Genomic DNA, 20,310 nt, shown 5'->3' on the forward strand with positions numbered 1-20,310 from the left:
TCGGCGGTGGCCGGCGGGCGGGCGAAGGAGGGGACGGGGTGGAGATCGAGACGCCGCGAGGGCCGGCGCGGGTCGAGTTGGAGGTGCCCGGCACGGGCGCGCCCCGCTACCTGCTGGCCCTGACCCACGGCGCGGGCGGGGGAGTGGACGCCCCCGACATCGCGGCGGTGTCGGCGGCAGCCGTGGCCCAGGGCGCGGCGGTGGCCCGCATCACCCAGCCCTACCGGGTGGCGGGCCGGCGCATGCCGGGGCCGGCCACCGGGCCGCAGGACGAGGCATGGCGGTCGGTGGTGGAGCAGGTGCGCGCGCGGCCGGAACTGGCCGGCGCGCCGCTGGTGCTGGGCGGGCGCAGCAACGGAGCCCGGGTGGCCTGCCGCACCGCCGCCGCGCTGGAGGCGGCGGCCGTGGTGGCGCTGGCCTTTCCGCTGCACCCGCCGGGCAAGCCGGAGCGTTCGCGGGCCGGGGAACTGCGCGGGGCGGGGGTGCCCACGCTGGTCGTCAACGGCGACCGCGACCCGTTCGGGGTGCCCGATCCCGCTGATGCCACCACGCTGGTGGTGCGCGAGGGCGAACGCCACGACTTGGCCAAGGACGTGGAGTCCCTGGCCGCCGTGGTGGTGGGGTGGCTGGCCGAGCGCGTGGGCTGAGGGGGCGCGGTCAAGGTGCCCCGGGCCGCCCACGGGATGTGGGCGGTCGGGGCGCCGGTGCGCGGGCGCGCTCCCGTGGACGCCCGCGATGAGGCCGCCGAGGTGGGGCCGGTCAGAGCCGGTGGGGCGACGGCTGCGCCGCCGGCCGGGTGCCCGGGTGTGTGCGGGGGCGGACGGCTCGGGAGCCGTCAGGCCGCGGCGCGCATGTCGGTGGGGCGGCGCGGCGCGACGACGCCGCCGTTGGGCAGGAGTTCGCCGGTGTCGTCGAAGACCACGACGCCGTTGCAGAGGAGGCTCCACCCCTGCTCGGGGTGGCTGGCGACGACGCGCGCCGCCTCGCGGTCAAGGGCGGTGAACGAGGGGCAGGTGGGCTGGTGTCGGCACATGGCGCGTCTCCGATGGTGTCGTGTCGTACCCGTGCTGCGGCGGTCGGGCGCCGGACCTGTGCTGCCGCGCGGCGTCGCGGCCCGGCATCGCCGTCCGGGGTGGTGCGGGTCACAGTACATTCGGTTTCGCTGGTATTCGACGCAGCGGCACAGCGTGTCGGTGCGCTACGGAGCGGTATTGGCCGACTGCGGCCAGCAGACCAACCGGCGCGGCGGCGCGGGGATCACACTCGGGATCAGGCCGGGGTCGGGCGGGGGATCAATCCAGGGACCAGGCCGGGGGTCTGACCGGGGATCACACTGCGGCCAGGCGCGCGCGGCAGTGCCGGTCGGCCTCGCGCACGGGTTCGGGCAGGCGGTAGCGCGGGGCCAGCCGCAGCACCAGTTCGGTGGCGGAGTCCAGGTCCACCCGGTGCCCGACGGAGACGTAGACGGGCTTGACGCCGTCGCGGGTGCGCAGGCAGCGGCCCACCACCTCGCCGCCGTCCTCAAGGTCGCTCCAGGAGCCCCGGGGGGCGGCGGGGGGCTCGGCCCGGCCGATGAAGGGCGTCTTGCCCACGCCCAGGACCGGGCGGTCCAGGGCCAGCCCGATGTGGCAGGCCAGGCCGAAGCGGCGGGGGTGGGCCAGGCCGAAGCCGTCGCACACCCAGACGTCGGGGACGGCGCGGAGACCGGCGACCGCCTCCAGTAGGGCGGGCGCCTCGCGGAAGGCGAAGAGGCCGGGCACGTAGGGGAAGCGCGGTCGGGACACGGCGGTGGCGGTCTCCACGACGGTCCAGTCGGGCGCGGCGAGCACGACGGCGGCCGCCGCCAGTCGGTCGTCGCCGGGACTGTAGGCGACATCGAGCCCGGCCACCAGCGAGACACCCGCCAGGTCCAGCGGCTCCTGCCGGACCAGCGGCGCCAGGCGCTCCTGGAGCGCCTGCGCGTCCTCGACCGTCGCGGGCGGCCCGCTGCCGAGAGCGACGTCAGCAAGATCGCGGGCAAGGCGGTCGGCAGGATCGCCGACCCCGGCGGAGCCACCGCTGTCGGGGGTGCGCATGCGGAAAAGCTTAGAACCAACGCGCCGTCGTGCGGTCGGGTCGACGGTCATCGGGCCGCCCGCCGGGGGTGGAGGTGGGTGACCCGATCCCACGTCTTGTCTCAGCGCCCTGTCGTTATCCCGACCACCGCCCCCGGATCGGTGGTGTCGGTGCGATCAGGCAGAACGTGATGGAACAACATAGACCGGCCGCCCCGCGAGAAAAAGCGCGCCACCTGCGGGTCACGGCCGCGTCGCGGACCAGCGGGGGCGCCACTGGTCGCGGGTGCCCGAAGCACCCACAACGCACGACTGAGGGCGAGACGCCTGGTGTCGTCGGCGCTCGGTTACTAGACAAATGGGTGCGTTTGTCGGTTTCCGAGGAAGTGAATGAAATCGACCTATAGGCTCAACGAAGCCACAGGTCATGCAGTGTGGCCCCCGCGCACGCGGGGATGGCCCATGGCCGGGCACTGGCCCGAGGCGTTCTCCGGCGTGGCCCCCGCGCACGCGGGGATGGCCCTCAGTATGCGAGGTTTTATGTTACCCCGCTTACGTGGTCCCCGCGCACGCGGGGATGGCCCCGGGTACCTGCCCACGCCCGACCGGCCGTTCATGTGGTCCCCGCGCACGCGGGGATGGCCCCACGCCCAGCACCGCCTCCACGAACACCGGAACGTGGTCCCCGCGCACGCGGGGATGGCCCCGACGACACCACCAGCGGTGCGGCGCCGCGCCTGGGGTCCCCGCGCACGCGGGGATGGCCCCGACGACACCACCAGCGGTGCGGCGCCGCGCCTGGGGTCCCCGCGCACGCGGGGATGGCCCCGACGGCAAGACCATCGAGATCCGCGACGGCGAGTGCTCCCCGCGCACGCGGGGATGGCCCCCTGATCCAGGGGCCGGGAGAACTGTGGCACGGGTGCTCCCCGCGCACGCGGGGATGGTCCCTGCTGCACTGCGGCAAGGTCAGAGACGTCTACGTGCTCCCCGCGCACGCGGGGATGGTGCTGGCGCACTTCCGAGTCGCGTTGCGTGTTGCCGGACTCTGCTCGGCTCTGAGTAGTGGGAGTCTTCGGCTGGGACGAGGCCGCCGAACTGGGGCGATGTGGGCGATGTGCTGGTGGGGCGCTTGGGGAAAGCCCGGCCATGGGAGGCGCTGGGTGTCTAGGATGAAGCGCGTGGATCCGGGCCGGTGCCCGGGTTCGGCTGTGCCACCGGCATTTCCCGTGCCCCGGCTGGGGCGCAAGGAGCAGCGTTGCGCATCGGTCTATTCGTCGCCTGCCTCACCGACACCCTCTTCCCCGGCACCGCGCGGGCCACGGTGCGCGTCCTGGAAAGACTCGGCTACGACGTGGTGTTCCCGCGCGAGCAGACCTGCTGCGGCCAGGCGCACCACACCTCGGGCTACCGCCGCGAGGCCGCCGCGCTGGCCGGGCGGTTCGCCTCGGTGTTCGCCCGGTGCGACCTCGTGGTGACCCCTTCGGCGTCCTGCGCAGCCATGGTGCGTACCGGCTATCCGCGCCTGGCCGAGCGCGAGCGCCGCCTGGCGCGGGTGCCGCGTGTGCTGGAGTTGAGCGAGTTCCTTGTCGACGTCGCCGGGGTCACCGACGTCGGCGCGACCTTCCCCCACCGCGTCACCTACCACCCCACCTGCCAGTCGCTGCGCGCTCTGAAGGTCGGCGACCGCCCGCTGCGGCTGCTGCGGGCCGTGCGCGGCCTGGAACTGGCCGAACTCCCCGCCGCCGAGGAGTGCTGCGGGTTCGGCGGCACCTTCGCCTGGAAGAACGCCGACACCTCGGTGGCGATCGTCGCCGACAAGGTCCGCCACATCGGCGAGACCGGTGCCGAGGTCGTGTGCGCCGTGGACGACGCCTGCCTGACCCAGATCAGCGGGGCCATGTCGCGGCTGCGCGGCGGCGTGCGCACCCTGCACCTCGCCGAGATCCTGGCCAGCGACACCGGCGAGGTGCCCCGGTGAGCCCCGCGCCCCGGCCCGGCGCGGGTGCGGGTGGCGCGGGCGGCGCCCCCGCACCCGGTGCGGGCTACCCGTGGGGGCACCTGCTGGGCCGCGGCCCGCGCTCCCCGCGCGCGGGTGAGCCCCGGTTCGCCGACACCGCGCGGGCCAGCCTGGGGCAGAGCGCCGCGCGCACCTCGCGCGCCACGGCGGCGGCCGAGCAGCGCGCCGACCGCCGTGCTGGGCGCCGTGCCGAGCCCGACTGGGCGGGTCTGCGCCGCGCGGCCACCGCCGTGCGGGAGCGGGCGCTGGCCGACCTGGAGCGCCACCTCACCGAGTTCGAGAAGCGCGCCGAGGCGGCGGGCACCCGCGTGCACTGGGCGCGCGACGCGGCCGAGGCGGGCCGGATCGTGGCGCGTGTCGCGGCGGGCACCGGCGCCCGCGACGCGGTGCGGTCCTCCTCGGCCACGGCCGGGGAACTGCGGCTGGACGCCCACCTGCTGCGCGCCGGGATCACCGTCCACGAGACCGCCGTGGCCGACCTCATCGCGGGGCTGGCCCACGAACCGCCCGAGTCGGAGTCGCGCACGGTGCGCCGCCACGACCGGGCGGGCGCGCGGGCGGTCCTGGCGCGGCGGCTGCCGGGCGCGGCCACCGACCTGCGGGCCGACCCGGGCGCGCTGGTGGCGGTGGCGCGCGAGTACCTGCGCGAGACCCTGCTGGAGGCCGGGACCGCCATCACCGGCGCCAACGCGCTGGTGGCCGAGACCGGCAGCGTGGTCGCGATGGAGACCGAGGGCAACGTGCGGATGGGCGCGGCGATGCCGCGCGCGCTGATCACGGTGGCCGGGATCGACAAGGTGGTGCCGGCGTGGGCCGACATCGCGGTGCTGGCGCGGGTGTGGGCGCGCTCGGCCACGGGGGCGGCGCAGGCGCCGGTGGTCTCGACCTGGACGGGGCCGGTCGAGGGCGACGGCCCTGACGAGGTGCATGTGGTGCTGGTCGACGCCGGGCGCAGCGCCACCCTGGGCGACCCGGTGGGTCGCCAGGCGCTGCGGTGCATCCAGTGCACGGCGTGCCTGGACGTGTGCCCGGTGTTCGAGCGCACGGGTGCGGCGCCTTATGGGTCGGTGCACGCCGGGCCGATCGGGGCGGCGCTGGCGCCGCAGTTGCGGGGCACCGCCTCGGCGCGGGAGGCGTCGCTGCCGTTCGCCTCGACCCTGTGCGGGGCGTGCGCCGAGGTGTGCCCGGTGGGGGTGGACATCCCCGAGATCCTGCTGGAGTTGCGGGCGCGGGTGGTTGATGAGCGCCGCGCCAACGCGGTGCCCACGCCCGAGGCGCTGGCCGCGCAGAGCGCGGAGTGGGTGATGGCCGAGGAGCGGCGGTTCGCGCGGGCGCAGCGGGCGGGGTCGCGGTGGGCGCGGCTGCTGGCGCGCTCGGGTCGGCTGCGCCGGCTCCCGGGGCTGCTGGGGCGCTGGACGGAGGCGCGCGACTTCCCGGTCCCGCCGGCGGAGTCCTTCCGCGCCTGGTGGGCGCGCCGCCGCCGGGCGCTCCTGCTGGGAGCGGCCATCCGCCCGCCCCGGGCTGGCCCCGGCGCCTCGGCACAGCGCCCGCCGGCGGAAAAGCCCACGGCACCGCCGAATCCGATGGAGGGCGGACCGCCCCTCGCGGATCCCGGGGACGGCCGTGAGGGCGGGACGCCGTGACGGCCCGGGACCGCATGGGTGGCGGCGTATCGGGATTGCCGCGCGCCGGGGCCGCGCCTCAGGGCGGTTCATCGGGGGCGGGCCGGGGTGGCGGACCTGGCGAAACGGCCGATCGGAGCGCTGCGGGTGGTCGGCGAAGGCACGTCGAGCATTGGCCCGGCAGAACAGGGCCACAGCCGGCACAGTCCGTGCTCACCGCGCGCTTCGGTGCGGCGCGTACCGTACAGCGATCGGCGGCGCAGGATCCGGTGGCGCGCGCATCCGTGGGGCGGGCCGGTGGTGGCGCGGGCGACGGGACGGTCAGTCGAGTCCGGCTCCTGGGCGGTGGCCGGCGCGGTACGCCGGAAGGCAGGCCGAGGGGCGCTGGGTGGCGGCGGGACGGGCCGGGCGGAACGGCCGACCGCTGCGGCAGTGCGGGGTCGCAGGTGGAGACGGCTGATGGCGGCGGCGCGCTTCGGTACGGCAGGTATCGGACCGACAGCGAAGTACCGGCCGCCGGTGCGGCGGCCCGAACGGGGACGACCAGTGATGGGTGGGGGAGCGAGGCGGTGTGATGGCTGACGGGCGTGACCCCGCGCGGGCGCAGATCCTGGCGCGGGTGCGGCGGGCTGCGGCCGCCGCACGGCCGACCGAGGCGCCGCCCGGCGCGGAGGCGGCCTGGTCGGCGGCCGGTGCCGAGGGCGGGGACCCGGTCGCGCTGTTCACCGACCGCCTGGCCCGGCACGGGATCGGCGTGCAGCACGTGACCGACCTGGACGACCTGCCGAGGGTGATCGCCTCCTCGCTGTGGGGCTACGGGGTGCGCCGGGTGGTGGTGCCGCGCGACCTGTCGTCCATCTGGCTGTCGGACCTCGACGGCGTGTGGGCCATGCGTGACGACCCGCCGCACGCGCCGCTGTCGGCACGGGCGATCGAAAGCGCCGGCGCCGCCGTCACGCGTTGCGCGCTGGCCGTGGCCGACACCGGCACCCTGGTCTTCGACGGCGGTATCGGCCAGGGCCGCCGCGCGCTGTCCCTGCTGCCCGCCCGCCACCTGTGCGTGGTGGAGTCGGGCCAGATCGTGGACACGATGGCCGCCGCCCTGGCCGAACTCGATCCGGCACGCCCCACCACCTGGCTGACCGGCCTGACCTCGACCACGGCCGTCGACGGGGTGGCGGTGGGCAGCGTGCACGGTCCGCAGCGCGTGGACGTGGTCATCGTCGGCTGACCGAAAAGCGGCGCCAGGTCCGCCGCTGTCCGTATCCCCCGACCCCTGTCCGAATCCTCCTCGAACGCCGCCGAATCCGCCGGGGAGCACGGCGAAAAGGGCGGCGTCCGCCCTCATGGCTCGGTGCGCGTCGAATGACGGACGTGCTCGCCTGCCGGGCATGGGGACCGCGCGACGTCCCCGCCACGGGGAACGTCGCTGTCCGGGTGCCGGTGGGCGATGCGGCGCGTAGCCGTCGCGCGGGCCTTCCGGGCGGTGCGAGTGGCGCGGGGGCATCGATATACGCCAGGGGCGCCGTCGAGGCCGTCGTGTGCGTGCGGGTGCCGGGTCCCGTTGCTTGGTGTGCGTCGAATGTGGGACGTGTTCGCCTGCCAGGCATGGGGACCGCGCGCCGTCCCGCGACGGGAGCTGTCCCGCGGGTCGGTCAGGGGGCGGGCGGGCCGGGGGGCCGGAGGCGGAGTTCGGCGCGGACCAGTTCGAGGAGGCGGCCCATCCAGTTGCGGCCCCGGCCGTCGGGGTCGTCCAGCCAGTACGGGGAGTCGGAGAAACCGGTGTAGCTGATGGGCGCCTCGCCGGTCGAGAGCAGCACCTCGGCGAGGTCGGGGTGCTGGGTGAACTTTGCGCGCAGCAGGTCCGCCATCACGGCCAGGCGCACGGCCGGCCAGTCAGGGCGCCGACGCGCCCGGCCGCCGCGCTCCTGGGCCTCCCGGGTCGAGGGCGCCTCGCGCACGCGGGTCCGGTCGGCGGCCTGTGCCGTGGACAGCGCCCAGTAGGCGTGCTGGACCGAGGGGTAGACCTCGCCCTCGACGTCGATGGGCGCGGGGTAGTCGTTGCGCAGCGCGAACGTGCCGAGCCGGTCGGGCCACCCGCTCGGGAACACCGTCTGGTTCAGGGTTACCGCCGGGGGCGGCGGCTGCGGCGGGTCGTCGGCGTGCTGGACGGCGCGCTGCCTCCGTTCGCGTTCGACCGCCTCCTCGGTCTGTGTGAAGTACTCGTGCGCCTCGCGGCGCAGTTCCTCGGTCGCCACCGGGCCGTCGCCGCCGAGCACCGTGCCGAGGTCGGCGGTGAGGATCCGCAGGGGCCGGTCCTGGGCGTCCATGTCGCCCAGCACGTAGACGCGCCGGTGCGGCGGTACGGCGAGGTAGGCGGCGCGCACCTCTTGGCGGCGCGCTTCGACGGGGTCGCGCAGGTAGTCGCGGATCGCCGCCCAGCAGCGGTCGGCGGCGGTGGGCCGGCCGGCGAGCGCCTCGATCCGGTCGGCGACGTCGAGCAGGAAGCCCTCGGGGGTGAGCGGTTCGGGGGCGCGTGACCGCCATCCCCGCTGCCCGGTGCCCCCGGCGGGGGAGTGGTCGGCGGCGGGGTCGGTGAGGGCGATCTCGCCGGACTCCAGCATGCGGCGCAGCCCCGCCAGGTCGGTGGAGCGGCCGCAGTGGATCGTGCCGTCGGCGAACGCCAGCAGGTCCTCCACGGCGTGGGTGCCGCCCGCCCGCCGCAGCCACACGTGGCACCAGGCGCCGTCGATCCGCTGACCGGCCACCGTGCGGTGGGTGGGGCTCCGCCATCTCATGGGCGCAGGGTACTGGGCGGGCCCCGGGTGGGCAGGCCCCGGTCCGGCGGCGAACCGCGCTGGGCGCGGCGCCTGCGGGGCGGCGGCACCGGGCGGGGGTATTGCGGTGATCACGCAGTGCTGTTATGCATGATTCATGCATGATGTCGATCGGCTCGCGAACCTGCTCGGTGCGACGGCGCTCGCCGTCACGGACATGGCGCTGGCCGGGGCCACCGGCGCCGCCGGGGTGAGCGCGAGCGGCGCCGCGGCGCTGGTGGTGCTCACCGCCGCCCCGGGGATCAGCGTCACGGAGCTGGGGCGCCGGGTGGGGCTCTCCCAGCCCGCCGCCGCCCGGATGGTCGACTCGCTGGAGCGGCAAGGGCTGGCGGAGCGGCGCCCCGGTGTCGGGCGGCTGGTCGCGATCGTCTGCACGGCTGCGGGGGAGGCGACGGCGCGCCGGCTTCTCGCCGCGCGCGGTCGGCCGCTGAACGACGTGGTGTCGGTGCTCGACGCCGACGAGCAGGCAGCCCTTGCCGGACTCCTCGCCAAGCTGCTGCGGCGCCTCTACGGCGACGTCGGCGACCCGGACCTGCTGTGCCGCCTGTGCGACCGCGCCGCCTGCGTGCGCGACGCCGTATGCCCGGTCGGCCAGGCCGACCGCGAGGCTCAGGCGGCACGGCCCGCCGCCGAGCCGACCGCCGAGGACGGCGCTAACGCCGGGGGAGGCGGGGACGGCGACACGCGGGGGAGTGGCCGCGAGGGGACGGCTCCCGGCGCTCCGCCTTCCGGCGGCGGTGGTGGGGAGGCCCCCTCATGACGGCCCGCCGCGCGCGGCCGGTGCCCCGACCGCCCCTGGTGCGCACCGGACTCTACCCCTGGAGCACCGGCCCCTGCCGCCGGGATACCGGGCTGCGCCGCCGCCGTCCGGCGGGCCGCGGCACTCGCCGTGCCGGGGGCGGGGGTGAGTGCTGATGGGTACCGTCCTCGCGCTGGCCTCGGCCTGCTGCTACGGCGTCGTGGACTTCGGCGGCGGCCTCCTGGCGCGGCGGGCGCACTTCGCCGCCGTGGCCCTGCTGGGGCAGGCGGGTGGGCTGCTTGCCGCGCTGGCCGCCGCGCCGCTGGTGCCGGGCGGTGCGCCCGGCCTGACCGATCTCGCCTGGGGCGCCCTCTCCGGTGTGGGCACCGGCGTGGGCATGGTCTTCCTGTTCCGGGGGCTCACCCGCGGGGCGATGACCGTCGTTGTCCCCGTCTCGGCGGTGAGCGGAGTGGCGCTGCCCGTGCTCGTGGGGGTGCTGCTGCTGGGCGACCGGCCCACGGCGCTTGCCTGGGTCGGGATCGCGGCTGCCGCTCCCGCGCTGTGGCTGGTGGCGCGCCCGGGCGGCGGGGGCGGTCCGGTGGACTCCGCGCGGACGGCCGCCGCCGTGGACGCGCTGGTGGCCGGGGTGGGCGTGGCCGTGCAGTACGTGGCCCTGGCCCAGGCCGGGCCGGACGCGGGGATCTGGCCGGTGGCGGCCGGGCGGGTGACCGCCGTGCTGACCGTGCTGCCCCTGGTGCTGCCCGCGCTCTCGCGGTTGCGTATGAGCGCCCGCGACGCGCTCGCGGCGGGCGCGCTGGGGGTGGTCGCCGCCGTCGCCCTGGTCTTCTACCTGCTGGCGGCCCACGACGGGCTCATGGTGGTCGCCGTGGTCCTCGCCTCCTTCTACCCCGCGATCCCGGTGCTGCTGGGCGTCGCTGTGCTGCGCGAGCGCGTGGCACCCCCGCAGGTCGCCGGGCTCGTGGGCGCGGCGGCGGCGGTGGCCCTGCTGTCGACCGGGTGAACCACCCACCGCCGGGTGGCGCCCCAGCCCCCTGCCTCTGTTTGGGGGATCGGTCTGAACGCTCGATACTCCCGCCGCCGGCTTAGACGGCGCCTCGGCTGCGGCGGGCGGCGGGGCGGCTGCGGCGGCCGGCGCCGGCCAGGCCGCCGCGTTGGAAGGCTCTGACGAGTTCGCCGCCCAGGTTGACCCCGGCGCCCAGGGCCAGGCCGATGGCCACGGCCTCCGACAGGCTCAGCAGGCCCTCCACGGGCTGGTTGAGGGTGATCTCCAGCAGCCCCCGGTAGAGGACGCTGCCCGGCAGCAGCGGGGCGATCGCCGGAATTACGTAGGGCAGCACCGGCCGGTGGGTGCGCCGGGCCAGGGCGTGGCCGACCACGCCGACCGCCACCGCGCCGGCCACCGTGCCCAGGATCGGCGGCGCGTCCAGGAAGGCGCGCACACCGGCGTAGATCACCCAGATCATCACGCCCATGACGCCGATCCAGGGCAGCATGCGCGGCGGCACCGTCAGCGACACCGCGAAGGCCATGGCGATCCCCGCCGCGCCGATCAGCACCGGCAGCGCCACCGACGCGTCGGCGCCCGGCAGGTCCTCCAGGTTGACGTTGACGCCCAGCCGCACGGCGGTGTAGGCGACCGCGCCCACCCCGGAGATGATCGCGCCCAGGGTGAAGAAGACCTCCAGCAGCCGCGCAGAGGAGGAGACGTAGCTGCCGGCGATGGCCTCCTGGAGGCTGGAGACCAGGGGGCGGCCCGGCAGCAGGGCCATGATGTTGCCGGTGATGACCGCGCCCGCCTGGAGGTTGAGGTCCATGCGGTCGCTGGCCCACAGCAGCGCCACCCCGATGCACGACGCCACCACGGTGGCCGCCGTCATCTGGTAGAACTCCGCGACGCCGCGCCGCGCCAGGAACGCCGAGGCGCGGTCGCCCAGCACCGTCGCCAGGAACGCGGCGCCGGCCACCAGCAGTTGCCCGCCGACCATCAGGCTGGCGCTGGAGGCGATCAGCCCGAACCCGGTGACGATCAGCCAGTTGGGGTAGGGCGGGCGGGCGCGTTTGATGGCGCGCAGCCGGGCGATGGCGCCCTCCAGTTCCACGGCGCCCAGCGCCGCGTCCTGCACCAGGGTGTGCAGCTCGTTGACGCGGAAGTAGTCCAGTGTGCGGCGGCGCACCACGCGCTCGCCGGTGATCGGGGGCTGGTCGCCGCCGGGGTGGGTCGACAGGGTGATGGCGGTGAAGGTCACCGACACCTCGGCGCGCGGAAGCTCGAAGGCCACCGACAGGCTCAGCATCGACTCGCTGACCACCTCGGTGCTCTCACCGCTGGCCAGCAGCAGTTCGCCCACCCGCAGCACGAGGTCGAGCGCGCGCGGGTCGGGCAGCTCCACCGCCTCGTCGAAGAGGTCGGCGTGCATCTCCGACTCGCGCGCCGCCCTCCAGTCCCGCAGTCGGCTCAGCAGGTTGGCGTCGTTCAGCGGTGCGGGTCGCGGGTCCTGGGCCATGGCCTGGGGTGGCCACCTCCTCCGTGGTGTGCGGGCCGGCGGATGCGCGGCCGCGGCGGTCTGGCCGCGGCCACGCGTGAGACGCCCCGGTCGCGGCACCGGTTGGCGTTGGCGCGCCACGTCCACCGGTGAGGTCCGTCACCGGCCATCGTCGCAGGCCGGCCGCTGATTGGGCAGCAGCGCGGCGGTCCGAGTGGCGCCGGTGGAGGGCGGCCCCGCCCGTGGCCGCGACCGGGGCGCCGCCGGGCGGCGCCGGTCCCTCGACCGCTGAGCGTAGCCGGTCGGTCGCGGAGGCGACGGCGGCGGGGGACCGCCCGCCGCGCGCTCGGACGCGGCCGGCCCGGCCCGGGCGGCGGCTACTCGGTCGCGATCGCGCGCAGGACGTCCATGCGGGACGCCCGCCACGCGGGCCACAGGGCGGCCAGCACCCCGATCACCACCGCGAGGCCCAGCAGCCCCACGAGCTGGCCGGTGGGCACCTCCAGGACCGTCACCCCGCGTTCGGCCAGCACCTGTTGCAGCGCCCAGGCGAACACCAGGCCGATGCCCACCCCCACCACCGCGCCCAGCAGTGCGATCACCACCGCCTCCAGCCGGATCATGCGCCGCAGTTGCACCCGGGACAGGCCCACCGCCCGCAGCAGCCCGATCTCGCGGACCCGCTCGGCGGTGGCCAGCGCCAGCGTGTTGATGATGCCCAGCCCGGCGATCACGATCGACAGCAGCAGCATCGCGTAGATGGTGTTGGTGAGCAGGGCGAGGTTCTCGCGGTTGCGGTCCTTGAGTTCGCCGCGGTCCATCACCTCCAGCGCGGAGTGCTCCTCAAGCGCGGTGTCGACCGCCTCGCGCACCCGCGGCGAGGGGGTGTCGGCGGTGAGGTAGACGCCCATGGTGAGGTCCTGGGGGAAGTGCGCCCGGTAGGCGGCGGGGGAGACCAGGTAGTCCGACCGCATCGCCTGGGAGGCGGTGTAGACGCCCTGGAGTTCGAGGCGGGCCTCGCCGCCGTCGGGGAACACGAAGGGGACCTCGCGCCCCACCCGCCAGCCCCGGCGGTCGGCGACGCTCTCGGCCACCATGAACCCCTCGCCGTCGAACCCCGCCGCGCCGCGCACGACCTCCATGCTCACGGTGCGCTCCAGACCGCCGGGGTCGGCCGAGACGGTGATCGCGGGTTCGCCGCCGACCTGGGCCTGGCCCATGCGCATCGGCACCACGGCGTCCACCCCCGCCACGCCGCGCAGGCGTTCCAGGGCGTCCTCGGGCACGGTCTCGGTGGGGCTGTCGGTGGTGACGATGTAATCGGCCCCCAGCGCTTCGTCGATCTCGACGTCGACCGACCGCGAGGCCGACGCGCTCAGCGTGGCGATCGTGGCGACCAGCCCCAGGCCGATCATCAGCGCCGTGGCGGTGGCGGCCGTGCGCCGGGGGCTGCGCACGGCGTTGTCGCGCCCCAGGCGCCCGGCGATGCGGAACACCGCCGGGAACGGCGCCGCCATCAGCGCGATCAGCGGTCGGCTCACGTGCGGCATCAGCAGCGCCACCGCCAGGAAACCGACCCCGGCGCCCGACCCCACCAGCCACGGCGCCGCCTCGGCGGCGGGATCGCGCACTCCCGCCCAGATCAGCGCCGCCCCGCCCGGCAGCGCCAGCAGCCCGGCCGCCGCCCGCCCCCACCCGGTGGAGGGCGCCACCGCGCTGCCGAGGTCGTCGCGCATGGCCGCCACCGGCGGGATCCGGGTGCCGCGCCGGATCGGCGCGTAGGCCGCCAGCACGGTCACCCCGGTGCCCACCAGGAACGCCGCCGCCACGGTGAGCGGGGTGACGCGCAGCCCGGTGTCGGGCAGGTCGATGCCCAGCGCCTCGACCGCCGCGAGCATGGCCCAGGCCAGTCCGACGCCCCCGGCCAGCCCCAGCCCCGAGCCCGCCAGCCCCACCCCCAGCGCCTCGCCGGTGATCGCGCCGCGCACCTGCGCCTGGCTCGCGCCGATGGCCCGCAGCAGCGCGAGTTCGCGCCCGCGCTGGGCCACCAGCATGGCGAAGGTGTTGAAGATCAGGAACGAGCCCACGAACAGCCCGATCCCGGCGAAGGTCAGCAGGAACACCCCGAAGTAGTCGAGGACCTCGCGCATGGGGCCGAGTTGCTCGTCGCGGACGATGTCCATGGGCAGCGACTCCATGCCCGGCTCCAGCAGCGGCGCCGCGGCGTCGGCGATCTGCCACTGCGACTTGCCCGGCACGCCGTCGAGGTAGTAGGCGTTGACCCGGTCGGGGTCGCCCAGCAGCAGCCGCTGCGCGGTGGGCAGGTCGAAGGCGGCCACGGTGGAGCCCGCCGTGCTGCCCAACTGGCCCGAGCGGAACACCCCCACCAGCCTCATGTCGCGCTCCTCGCCGCCGGCGCGCACCGTGACCTCATCGCCCACGGAGAACCCGGCCGCCTGGGCGCTGCCCTGGTCCAGGACGAACTCGCCGCCGCCCCGGGGGCCGCGCCCGCCCACGATCTCGCTGCCCGAGCCGGGGCGGTCGTGCCAGGTGGTGCCGACCTGCGGCGGGCCCTGGCCGCCGATCTCCTCGCCGTCGCGGCCGAGCACGGCGGCGGTGCCCTCGGCCATGGGGTAGACCGCCTGGACCTCCTCGACCTCGGCGAGGTCGTCGGCGAGGTGGTCGGGCAGCAGGGTCGCGGGGTCGGCCTGGGCGGCGAAGCCCTGGGCGAACTCCTGCTGGGGGCGGACCACGGCCGCGATGTCGGCGTCCATGCCCTCGAACATGCGGGTGAAGGCGCGGTCCATGGTGTCGGTGAGGATGAGGGTGCCCGAAACGAACGCCACGCCCAGCACCACCGAGAAGCCGGTCAGCAGGAATCGGAGCCGGTGGGCGGCCAGGCCGCGCAGGGTGAGCCGCAGCATCATCACGGCCGCCCACCCCCGGGGCCGCCGGAGGAGGCGGGGTCGGCGGGAGCGGAGGCGGCGGGGCCGCCGGCGCCGTCCAGGTGCTTCATGCGCTCCAGCACGGTGTTCTGGTCGGGGTCGGCGAGCTGGCCGGCCACCCGGCCGTCGGACAGGAAGACGACGAGGTCGGCGTAGGCCGCCGCCGAGGGGTCGTGGGTGACCATGACGACGCTCTGCCCGGTGCGCCGCGCGGAGTCGCGCAGCAGGCCCAGCACCTCGCGCCCGGAGCGGGAGTCGAGGTTGCCGGTGGGTTCGTCGGCGAAGACGACGTCGGGCCGCGCCGCCAGCGCCCGCGCGCACGCCACCCGCTGCTGCTGGCCGCCCGACAGCTCCGAGGGGCGGTGCCGCAGCCGGTCGCGCAGGCCCACGGAGTCGACCAGTTCGTCCAGCCACGCGCGGTCCAGGCGCCGCCCGGCGATGTCGGCGGGCAGGGTGATGTTCTCCAGCGCGGTGAGGGTGGGCACCAGGTTGAACGCCTGGAAGACGAACCCCACGCGGTCGCGCCGCAGGCGGGTCAGGGCGCGTTCGCCCAGCCGGGTGAGGTCGGTGCCGCCCAGCACCACCCGGCCCGAGGTGACGCGGTCCAGCCCGGCCAGGCAGTGCATCAGGGTCGACTTGCCCGACCCCGACGGACCCATGATCGCGGTGAACCGGCCCTTGGGCACGCCCAGGGTGATGCCGTCCAGCGCCGCCACGCGGGAGTCGCCGCGGCCGTAGACCTTGCTGACCTGGTCGGCGTAGGCGGCGAGGTCGCCGGGGTGGCCGGCGGCGAGCAGGTCGGGGGTGGTGGGAGCGGTGAGGGTCACAACAGACCGTCCTCTCCGGCTGAGGTCGGGCGCCGAGGTGCGCGCACAGCGCCCGCACCGCGTTTCTCAGCTCGAAGCTAGACGGCGCCGGCCCCCGAGCGCATCCCTCAATGGAGGGATGTGGAAAACCCGCGCCCTTCGGCGCGCCCCGCCTCCGGCGCCCTACTCCTCGCCCGGGCGCACGATCCCCGTCTCATAGGCGTGCACCACCGCCTGGACGCGGTCGCGCAGCCCCAGCTTGGTGAGCACGTTGCCCACGTGCGTCTTGACGGTGGTCTCGCTGACCACCAGCCGCCGGGCGATCTCGGCGTTGGACAGCCCGCGCGCCAGCAGCCGCAGCACCTCGCGCTCGCGCTCGGTCAGCAGCTCCATACGCGGCTCGGGCCGCTCCCGCGTGGTCGGCAGGTGGTGGGCGAACCGGTCGAGCAGCCGCCGGGTGATCGTGGGCGCCACGATCGCCGCGCCGTCGGAGACCACCCGGATCGCGCCCGCCAGCTCGTCGGGCGGCACGTCCTTGAGCAGGAACCCGCTGGCGCCGGCCCGCAGCGCCTCCACCACGTACTCGTCCAGGTCGAAGGTGGTCAGCACCAGCACCCGCACCTGCTGGCCGGCGCCCGCCGCCCACTCCAGGATCTCCCGCGTGGCGTCGATGCCGTCCTTGCCCGGCATGCGGATGTCCATCAGCACCACGTCGGGCAGGAGGCGCTTGGTGTCGGCGACGGCGGCGTGGCCGTCGGCGGCCTCGCCGATGACCGAGATCTGCGGCTCCGACTCCAGGATGAGGCGGAAACCCGTGCGCAGCAGCGGCTGGTCGTCGACCAGCAGGACGCGGATGGACATGATCAGATTCTGGCCGACTCCGCGACCCCCGCCGACCCCCCCCCCCCCCCCCCGCCCCCCCCACCCCCCCCCCCCCGGCCCCCCCCCGGCCGCGCACCGGGCGCACCCACCTCCCGCCCCCGGCCACAACCGGCCGCCCGGCGGCGCCCGGCGGCGCCCGGCGGCCGGCCGCCCCCGGGCGCTCAGCCCTGGCCACGCCGGTCCAGCGGCAGCCGCGCCCGCACCTCGAACCCGCCGCCCGCGCGCGGACCCGTGACCAGGTCGCCGCCGTACAGCGCCACCCGCTCACGCATCCCGACCAGGCCGTGCCCCGGCTCGTCGGTGGCGCGCGGGGCCCCCGCCGGCTCGCCCTCGGCGCCCGGCGGCGCCCCCTCGTCGGTCACCGCCACCTCCACCGACTCCGGCGTGAACCGCACCTCCACCGCCGCCCGCGCACCCCGCCCGGCGTGCTTGAGCACGTTGGTCAGCGACTCCTGCACGATCCGGTACAGGGTCAGCTCCAGGCCCGGCGACAGCTCGGGCGGATCGCCCACCACGCGCAGCTCCGTGCGCGTCCCGGTGTCGCGGACCTGCTGCACCAGCTCGGCCAGCCCCGCCAGGCCCGGCTGCGGCCCCCGGTCGGGCGCGTCGGCCTCGGTCGTGCGCAGCACGTCCACGATGCGCCGCATCTCCGCCATGGCCTGGCGCCCGGTCTCCTCGATCTCCACCAGCGTCTGCCGCGCCCGCTCGGGGGAGCGGTCGATGACCCGGCGCCCCGCCGTGGCCTGCACCGTCATGACGCTGACATGGTGGGCCACCACGTCGTGCAGCTCGCGGGCGATGCGGCCGCGCTCCTCGGCCAGCACGGCGCGGGTGTGGGCGTCGCGCGCCCGCTCCAGGCGCTCGGCGCGCGTGGCCAGCTCCTCCATGTGGAAGGCCCGCATGCGCACCAGGCGGCCCACCCACCACGCCGCCAGGATCCACCCCAGGTAGAACCCCTGGTTGATCCACCACGGCTCCCCGGGGTCGCCCGCCTGGGCGGGGCTCAGCGTGGTCGCCAGCACGTTGACGGCCACACCGGTGCCCAGCGCGATCAGGGCGCGCGTCAGCGGCAGATACCGCCCGACCGAATAGGCGGCGACCGCGATCCCCAGGCTCGCGCTGCCCCACACCAGGACGTGGGCGTGGTCGCCGACCAGCCCGCCGAGCGTCAGGACCAGCAGCACGGTGAAGGGCAGGCGCCGGCGGGCCAGCATGGTCAGCGCCAGCAGCGCGCCCCCGACGTGCCCGGCCGCGAACTCGCCCCATAGCTGCGCCATGGTCGGCACGGTCCGCGCCAGCTCCACCAGCGAACTGTTCAACACCACCAGCGCCGCCACGATGAACACGTCGGTCAGCAGCGCGGGCAGCGCCGAGCGCAGCCGCGAGCGCGCCGGCCCCGGCGGCGCCGGACGTCCCAGGCCCGCGCGCGCGTGAGCGCGGCACGCACCGGGGGAGAAGCGGTCGGCGGCGGAGGCGGCCGGGCGGGCGCCGGCGGCGCGGGACCTCGGCGGCGCGGGAGTGGACCTCACACGTCAACGCTAGAAGGGGGACCGCCGCGCGCGGACCTCCGCCCGGTTGATTCGGCCTCCTACGCCCGGATGAGTTTCGGCTACACCACTGGAAGTGAATCGGGCATCGGTGGAGGGGTGCCGCCGAACTCGGGGCAGCGTTCGCGGTGGTCGCACCAGTCGCACAGCCTGCTGCGCCGGGGCGCCCACACCCCCGAGCGGGCGGTGTCCTCGATCTGCTGCCAGATGCCCAGGATCTCGGCCTCGGCCGCCAGCAGCTCCTGCTCGGTGGGCTCGTACCAGCGCACGCCGCCGTCGCCCAGGTACATCAACTGGAGGCGGGTGGGGATCTCGCCGAGTTCGCGCCAGAGCATCACCGCGTAGAAGAAGATCTGGAACCGCGCCTTCTGCTCGAAGCGCGGCTGCGGCGACTTGCCGGTCTTGTAGTCGACAATGCGGATCTGGCCGGTGGGCGCGACGTCGATGCGGTCGAGGTAGCCGCGCAGCCGCAGGCCCGAGGCCAGGGTGACGTCCAGGCGCATCTCGCGCTTGTGGGGTTCGAGCCGCTGCGGCTGCTCCATCTCGAAGTAGCGGCCGATCAGCGTGCGCGCCTCGGCCAGCCAGGCCGCCAGCTCCTCGTCGGAGGCGAACAGCCCGGCCACCGCCTCGGCCCGGGAGGCGCGCAGCCGCTCCCACTGCGGCTCCAGCAGCGACAGGGCGGTGCGGGGCGTGCGGGTGTCGGCGGGCAGCTCGAACAGCCGCTCCAGCACGGCGTGCACGAGGGTGCCGCGCAGCGCGGCGGCGCTGGGCTTCTCGGGCAGCCGGTCGATGACGCGGAACCGGAACAGCAGGGGGCACTGCAAGAAGTCGGCGGCCCGGGAGGGCGACAGCGCCGATACCAAGGGGGTGGCGGGCGGCGAATCCATGCTCCAACAGTACGAGCCGGGAGGGACGCCGAAATCCCCTGTCCACAGCCCCCGGAGGCGGGGGAGGGGACCCGTGGATTAATTTCCCCTCATAATCCGCAGTTTTTTCGGGGCACTTCGGGAGGGCGACCCGCGCGCCCCAACGGGCGGACCGGGCCGACCGCCGAGTGCGCCCGCACCGCTCGCGGTTCATCCGGGTGGCCCACTTGCTGCGCGGGGTCGGCGTTGGGGGCTGCGCGTGGGGCGGACCCCACTCCGCTCGCTCGGCGCCCTCACTCACAGCACGTAACCTGAACACGTGACCGAACACGGCAACACCACCTCCTCGGAGCCGCCCGCGACCCCCCGGCCGCCTGAGCGGGGCTCGGGGTGGCTGATGGCGCGCCCGTTCGGGATCCCGGTCTACGTGACGCCCTCCTGGCTGGTCATCGCCGTCATCATCACGCTGCTCTACCAGCCCATGGTCGACCGCACCCTCGCCCTTGGGCCGGCGTCCTACCTGGTGGCGTTCGTCTTCGCGGTCCTGCTCTACGTCTCCGTGCTCATCCACGAACTCGCCCACTCCGTGGTGGCCCGGATGTTCGGCCTACCCGTCCGCCGCATCACCCTCTACATGCTCGGCGGGGTCTCCGAGATCGAGCGCGAGGCCCGCAGCCCCGGCCGCGAGTTCCTGATCGCCTTCTCCGGCCCGCTGCTGTCGCTGGTGCTGGCCGCCGTCGGTTTCGTCGCCTACTGGTTCGTCGAGCCCCAGACCATCGTGGGCGTCCTGATCTGGCAGTTGTGGGTGGCCAACCTCCTGGTCGGCGTGTTCAACCTGCTGCCCGGCCTGCCGCTGGACGGCGGCCGCATGGTGCGCGCGGCCGTGTGGGGCCTGACCCGGCGCCCCGCCGCCGGGACGGTCGTCGCCGCCTGGGGCGGGCGGGTGCTGGCCGTGTGCGTCGTGGCCCTGCCGGTGCTCCTCGCCCTGCGCGACGGCACCTCGCCCAACCTCTTCGGCCTGCTGTGGGCCGTGCTGCTGGCCTCCTTCATCTGGATGGGCGCCGGCTCGGCGCTGCGCGCCTCCCGGCTGCGCGAGCGCGTGCCCACCCTGCGGGCCCGCGCCATGGCGGCGGCGGCCGTCCACGTGCCCGCCGACACCTCCGTCGCCGAGGCGCAGCGCCGTATGGCCGAGGCCGGTGCCGGGGCCATCGTGGTCACCGACACCGCCGGCACGCCCACCTCGATCGTCAACGCCGCGGCCGCCGCCGCCGTGCCCGAGGCCCGGCGCCCCTGGGTGCCGGTCTCCAGCGTGGCGCGCGCCATCACGCGCGGCGCCGTGGTGCGCGCCGGACTGGAGGGCGAGGACCTCCTCGACGCGATGCGCGCCCACCCCGCCTCGGAGTACCTCCTGGTGGAGGACGACGGCACCGCCATGGGCGTGCTGCGCACCGCCGACGTCGAGGCCGCCTTCACCCGCCGCTGACCCCC

The 20,310-nt window shown here is 75.8% G+C and carries 16 protein-coding genes; 7 read left to right on the forward strand and 9 right to left on the reverse strand.

Translation table 11 applies throughout. The features are described 5' to 3' along the window. Nucleotides 1-38: 38 nt before the first annotated feature. On the forward strand, nt 39-647 hold the full coding sequence (locus LG943_RS09445; RefSeq protein ID WP_270071839.1) for an alpha/beta hydrolase family protein: 609 nt from the start codon (nt 39-41) through the stop codon (nt 645-647). A 188-nt stretch (nt 648-835) separates the two neighbouring features. Here the strand turns inward: LG943_RS09445 and LG943_RS09450 are convergent, their stop codons facing one another. Then, nucleotides 836-1,033: a DUF5999 family protein gene (locus LG943_RS09450; protein ID WP_270071840.1), complete on the reverse strand. Its 198-nt coding sequence runs from the start codon at nt 1,031-1,033 to the stop codon at nt 836-838. Nucleotides 1,034-1,328: 295 nt separating this feature from the next. Then, complete coding sequence (locus LG943_RS09455) at nt 1,329-2,075, reverse strand: endonuclease V (protein ID WP_270071841.1); 747 nt, start codon at nt 2,073-2,075, stop codon at nt 1,329-1,331. A 1,237-nt stretch (nt 2,076-3,312) separates the two neighbouring features. Here LG943_RS09455 and LG943_RS09460 point away from each other — a divergent pair. From LG943_RS09460 to LG943_RS09470, 3 genes are all read left to right on the forward strand, one after another. Then, nucleotides 3,313-4,035, forward strand: a complete 723-nt coding sequence (locus tag LG943_RS09460; RefSeq protein ID WP_270071842.1) for a (Fe-S)-binding protein — start codon at nt 3,313-3,315, stop codon at nt 4,033-4,035. After that, nucleotides 4,032-5,717, forward strand: a complete 1,686-nt coding sequence (locus LG943_RS09465; protein WP_270071843.1) for an LUD domain-containing protein — start codon at nt 4,032-4,034, stop codon at nt 5,715-5,717. Before LG943_RS09460 ends, LG943_RS09465 begins: the two co-directional genes overlap by 4 nt. Before the next feature lie 553 nt (nt 5,718-6,270). Continuing rightward, complete coding sequence (locus LG943_RS09470; RefSeq protein ID WP_270071844.1) at nt 6,271-6,927, forward strand: LutC/YkgG family protein; 657 nt, start codon at nt 6,271-6,273, stop codon at nt 6,925-6,927. Nucleotides 6,928-7,351: 424 nt separating this feature from the next. Here LG943_RS09470 and LG943_RS09475 read toward each other — a convergent pair whose 3' ends face one another. Next, nucleotides 7,352-8,494 (reverse strand): NADAR family protein, encoded by a 1,143-nt coding sequence (locus tag LG943_RS09475; protein WP_270071845.1) that lies wholly within the window; start codon nt 8,492-8,494, stop codon nt 7,352-7,354. 136 nt (nt 8,495-8,630) lie between these two features. Between LG943_RS09475 and LG943_RS09480 the strand changes: the two genes are divergently transcribed. Together LG943_RS09480 and LG943_RS09485 are read left to right on the forward strand one after the other, a co-directional pair. Next, a complete protein-coding gene (locus tag LG943_RS09480; protein WP_270071846.1) occupies nt 8,631-9,293 on the forward strand; it encodes a MarR family transcriptional regulator in 663 nt (220 codons plus the stop codon). Nucleotides 9,294-9,447: 154 nt separating this feature from the next. Beyond that, nucleotides 9,448-10,293: an EamA family transporter gene (locus LG943_RS09485; RefSeq protein WP_270071847.1), complete on the forward strand. Its 846-nt coding sequence runs from the start codon at nt 9,448-9,450 to the stop codon at nt 10,291-10,293. Nucleotides 10,294-10,375: 82 nt separating this feature from the next. Here the strand turns inward: LG943_RS09485 and LG943_RS09490 are convergent, their stop codons facing one another. From LG943_RS09490 to LG943_RS09515, 6 genes are all read right to left on the reverse strand, one after another. Further along, nucleotides 10,376-11,797 carry a threonine/serine exporter family protein gene (locus tag LG943_RS09490; protein ID WP_270071848.1) on the reverse strand — a complete coding sequence of 474 codons (1,422 nt, stop codon included), beginning with the start codon at nt 11,795-11,797 and terminating at the stop codon, nt 10,376-10,378. A 356-nt stretch (nt 11,798-12,153) separates the two neighbouring features. Continuing rightward, nucleotides 12,154-14,703 (reverse strand): ABC transporter permease, encoded by a 2,550-nt coding sequence (locus LG943_RS09495; protein WP_270071878.1) that lies wholly within the window; start codon nt 14,701-14,703, stop codon nt 12,154-12,156. Beyond that, nucleotides 14,703-15,548, reverse strand: a complete 846-nt coding sequence (locus tag LG943_RS09500) for an ABC transporter ATP-binding protein (protein WP_270071849.1) — start codon at nt 15,546-15,548, stop codon at nt 14,703-14,705. The genes LG943_RS09495 and LG943_RS09500 overlap by 1 nt, the downstream gene beginning before the upstream one ends. Nucleotides 15,549-15,710: 162 nt before the next feature. Then, nucleotides 15,711-16,388: a response regulator gene (locus LG943_RS09505; RefSeq protein ID WP_270071850.1), complete on the reverse strand. Its 678-nt coding sequence runs from the start codon at nt 16,386-16,388 to the stop codon at nt 15,711-15,713. A gap of 182 nt (nt 16,389-16,570) precedes the next feature. Next, nucleotides 16,571-17,938: a sensor histidine kinase gene (locus LG943_RS09510; protein WP_270071851.1), complete on the reverse strand. Its 1,368-nt coding sequence runs from the start codon at nt 17,936-17,938 to the stop codon at nt 16,571-16,573. An 80-nt stretch (nt 17,939-18,018) separates the two neighbouring features. Beyond that, nucleotides 18,019-18,843, reverse strand: a complete 825-nt coding sequence (locus LG943_RS09515; protein WP_270071852.1) for a RecB family exonuclease — start codon at nt 18,841-18,843, stop codon at nt 18,019-18,021. 376 nt (nt 18,844-19,219) lie between these two features. On the opposite strand from LG943_RS09515, the gene LG943_RS09520 reads away from it, so the two are divergent. Further along, the gene (locus LG943_RS09520) at nt 19,220-20,305 is read left to right on the forward strand and encodes a site-2 protease family protein (protein ID WP_408648575.1); all 1,086 of its coding nucleotides are present in this window, start codon (nt 19,220-19,222) and stop codon (nt 20,303-20,305) included. Nucleotides 20,306-20,310: the final 5 nt, after the last annotated feature.

Origin of the sequence: Streptomonospora mangrovi (assembly GCF_027604915.1) — a bacterium.
Lineage (GTDB): Bacteria > Actinomycetota > Actinomycetes > Streptosporangiales > Streptosporangiaceae > Streptomonospora > Streptomonospora mangrovi.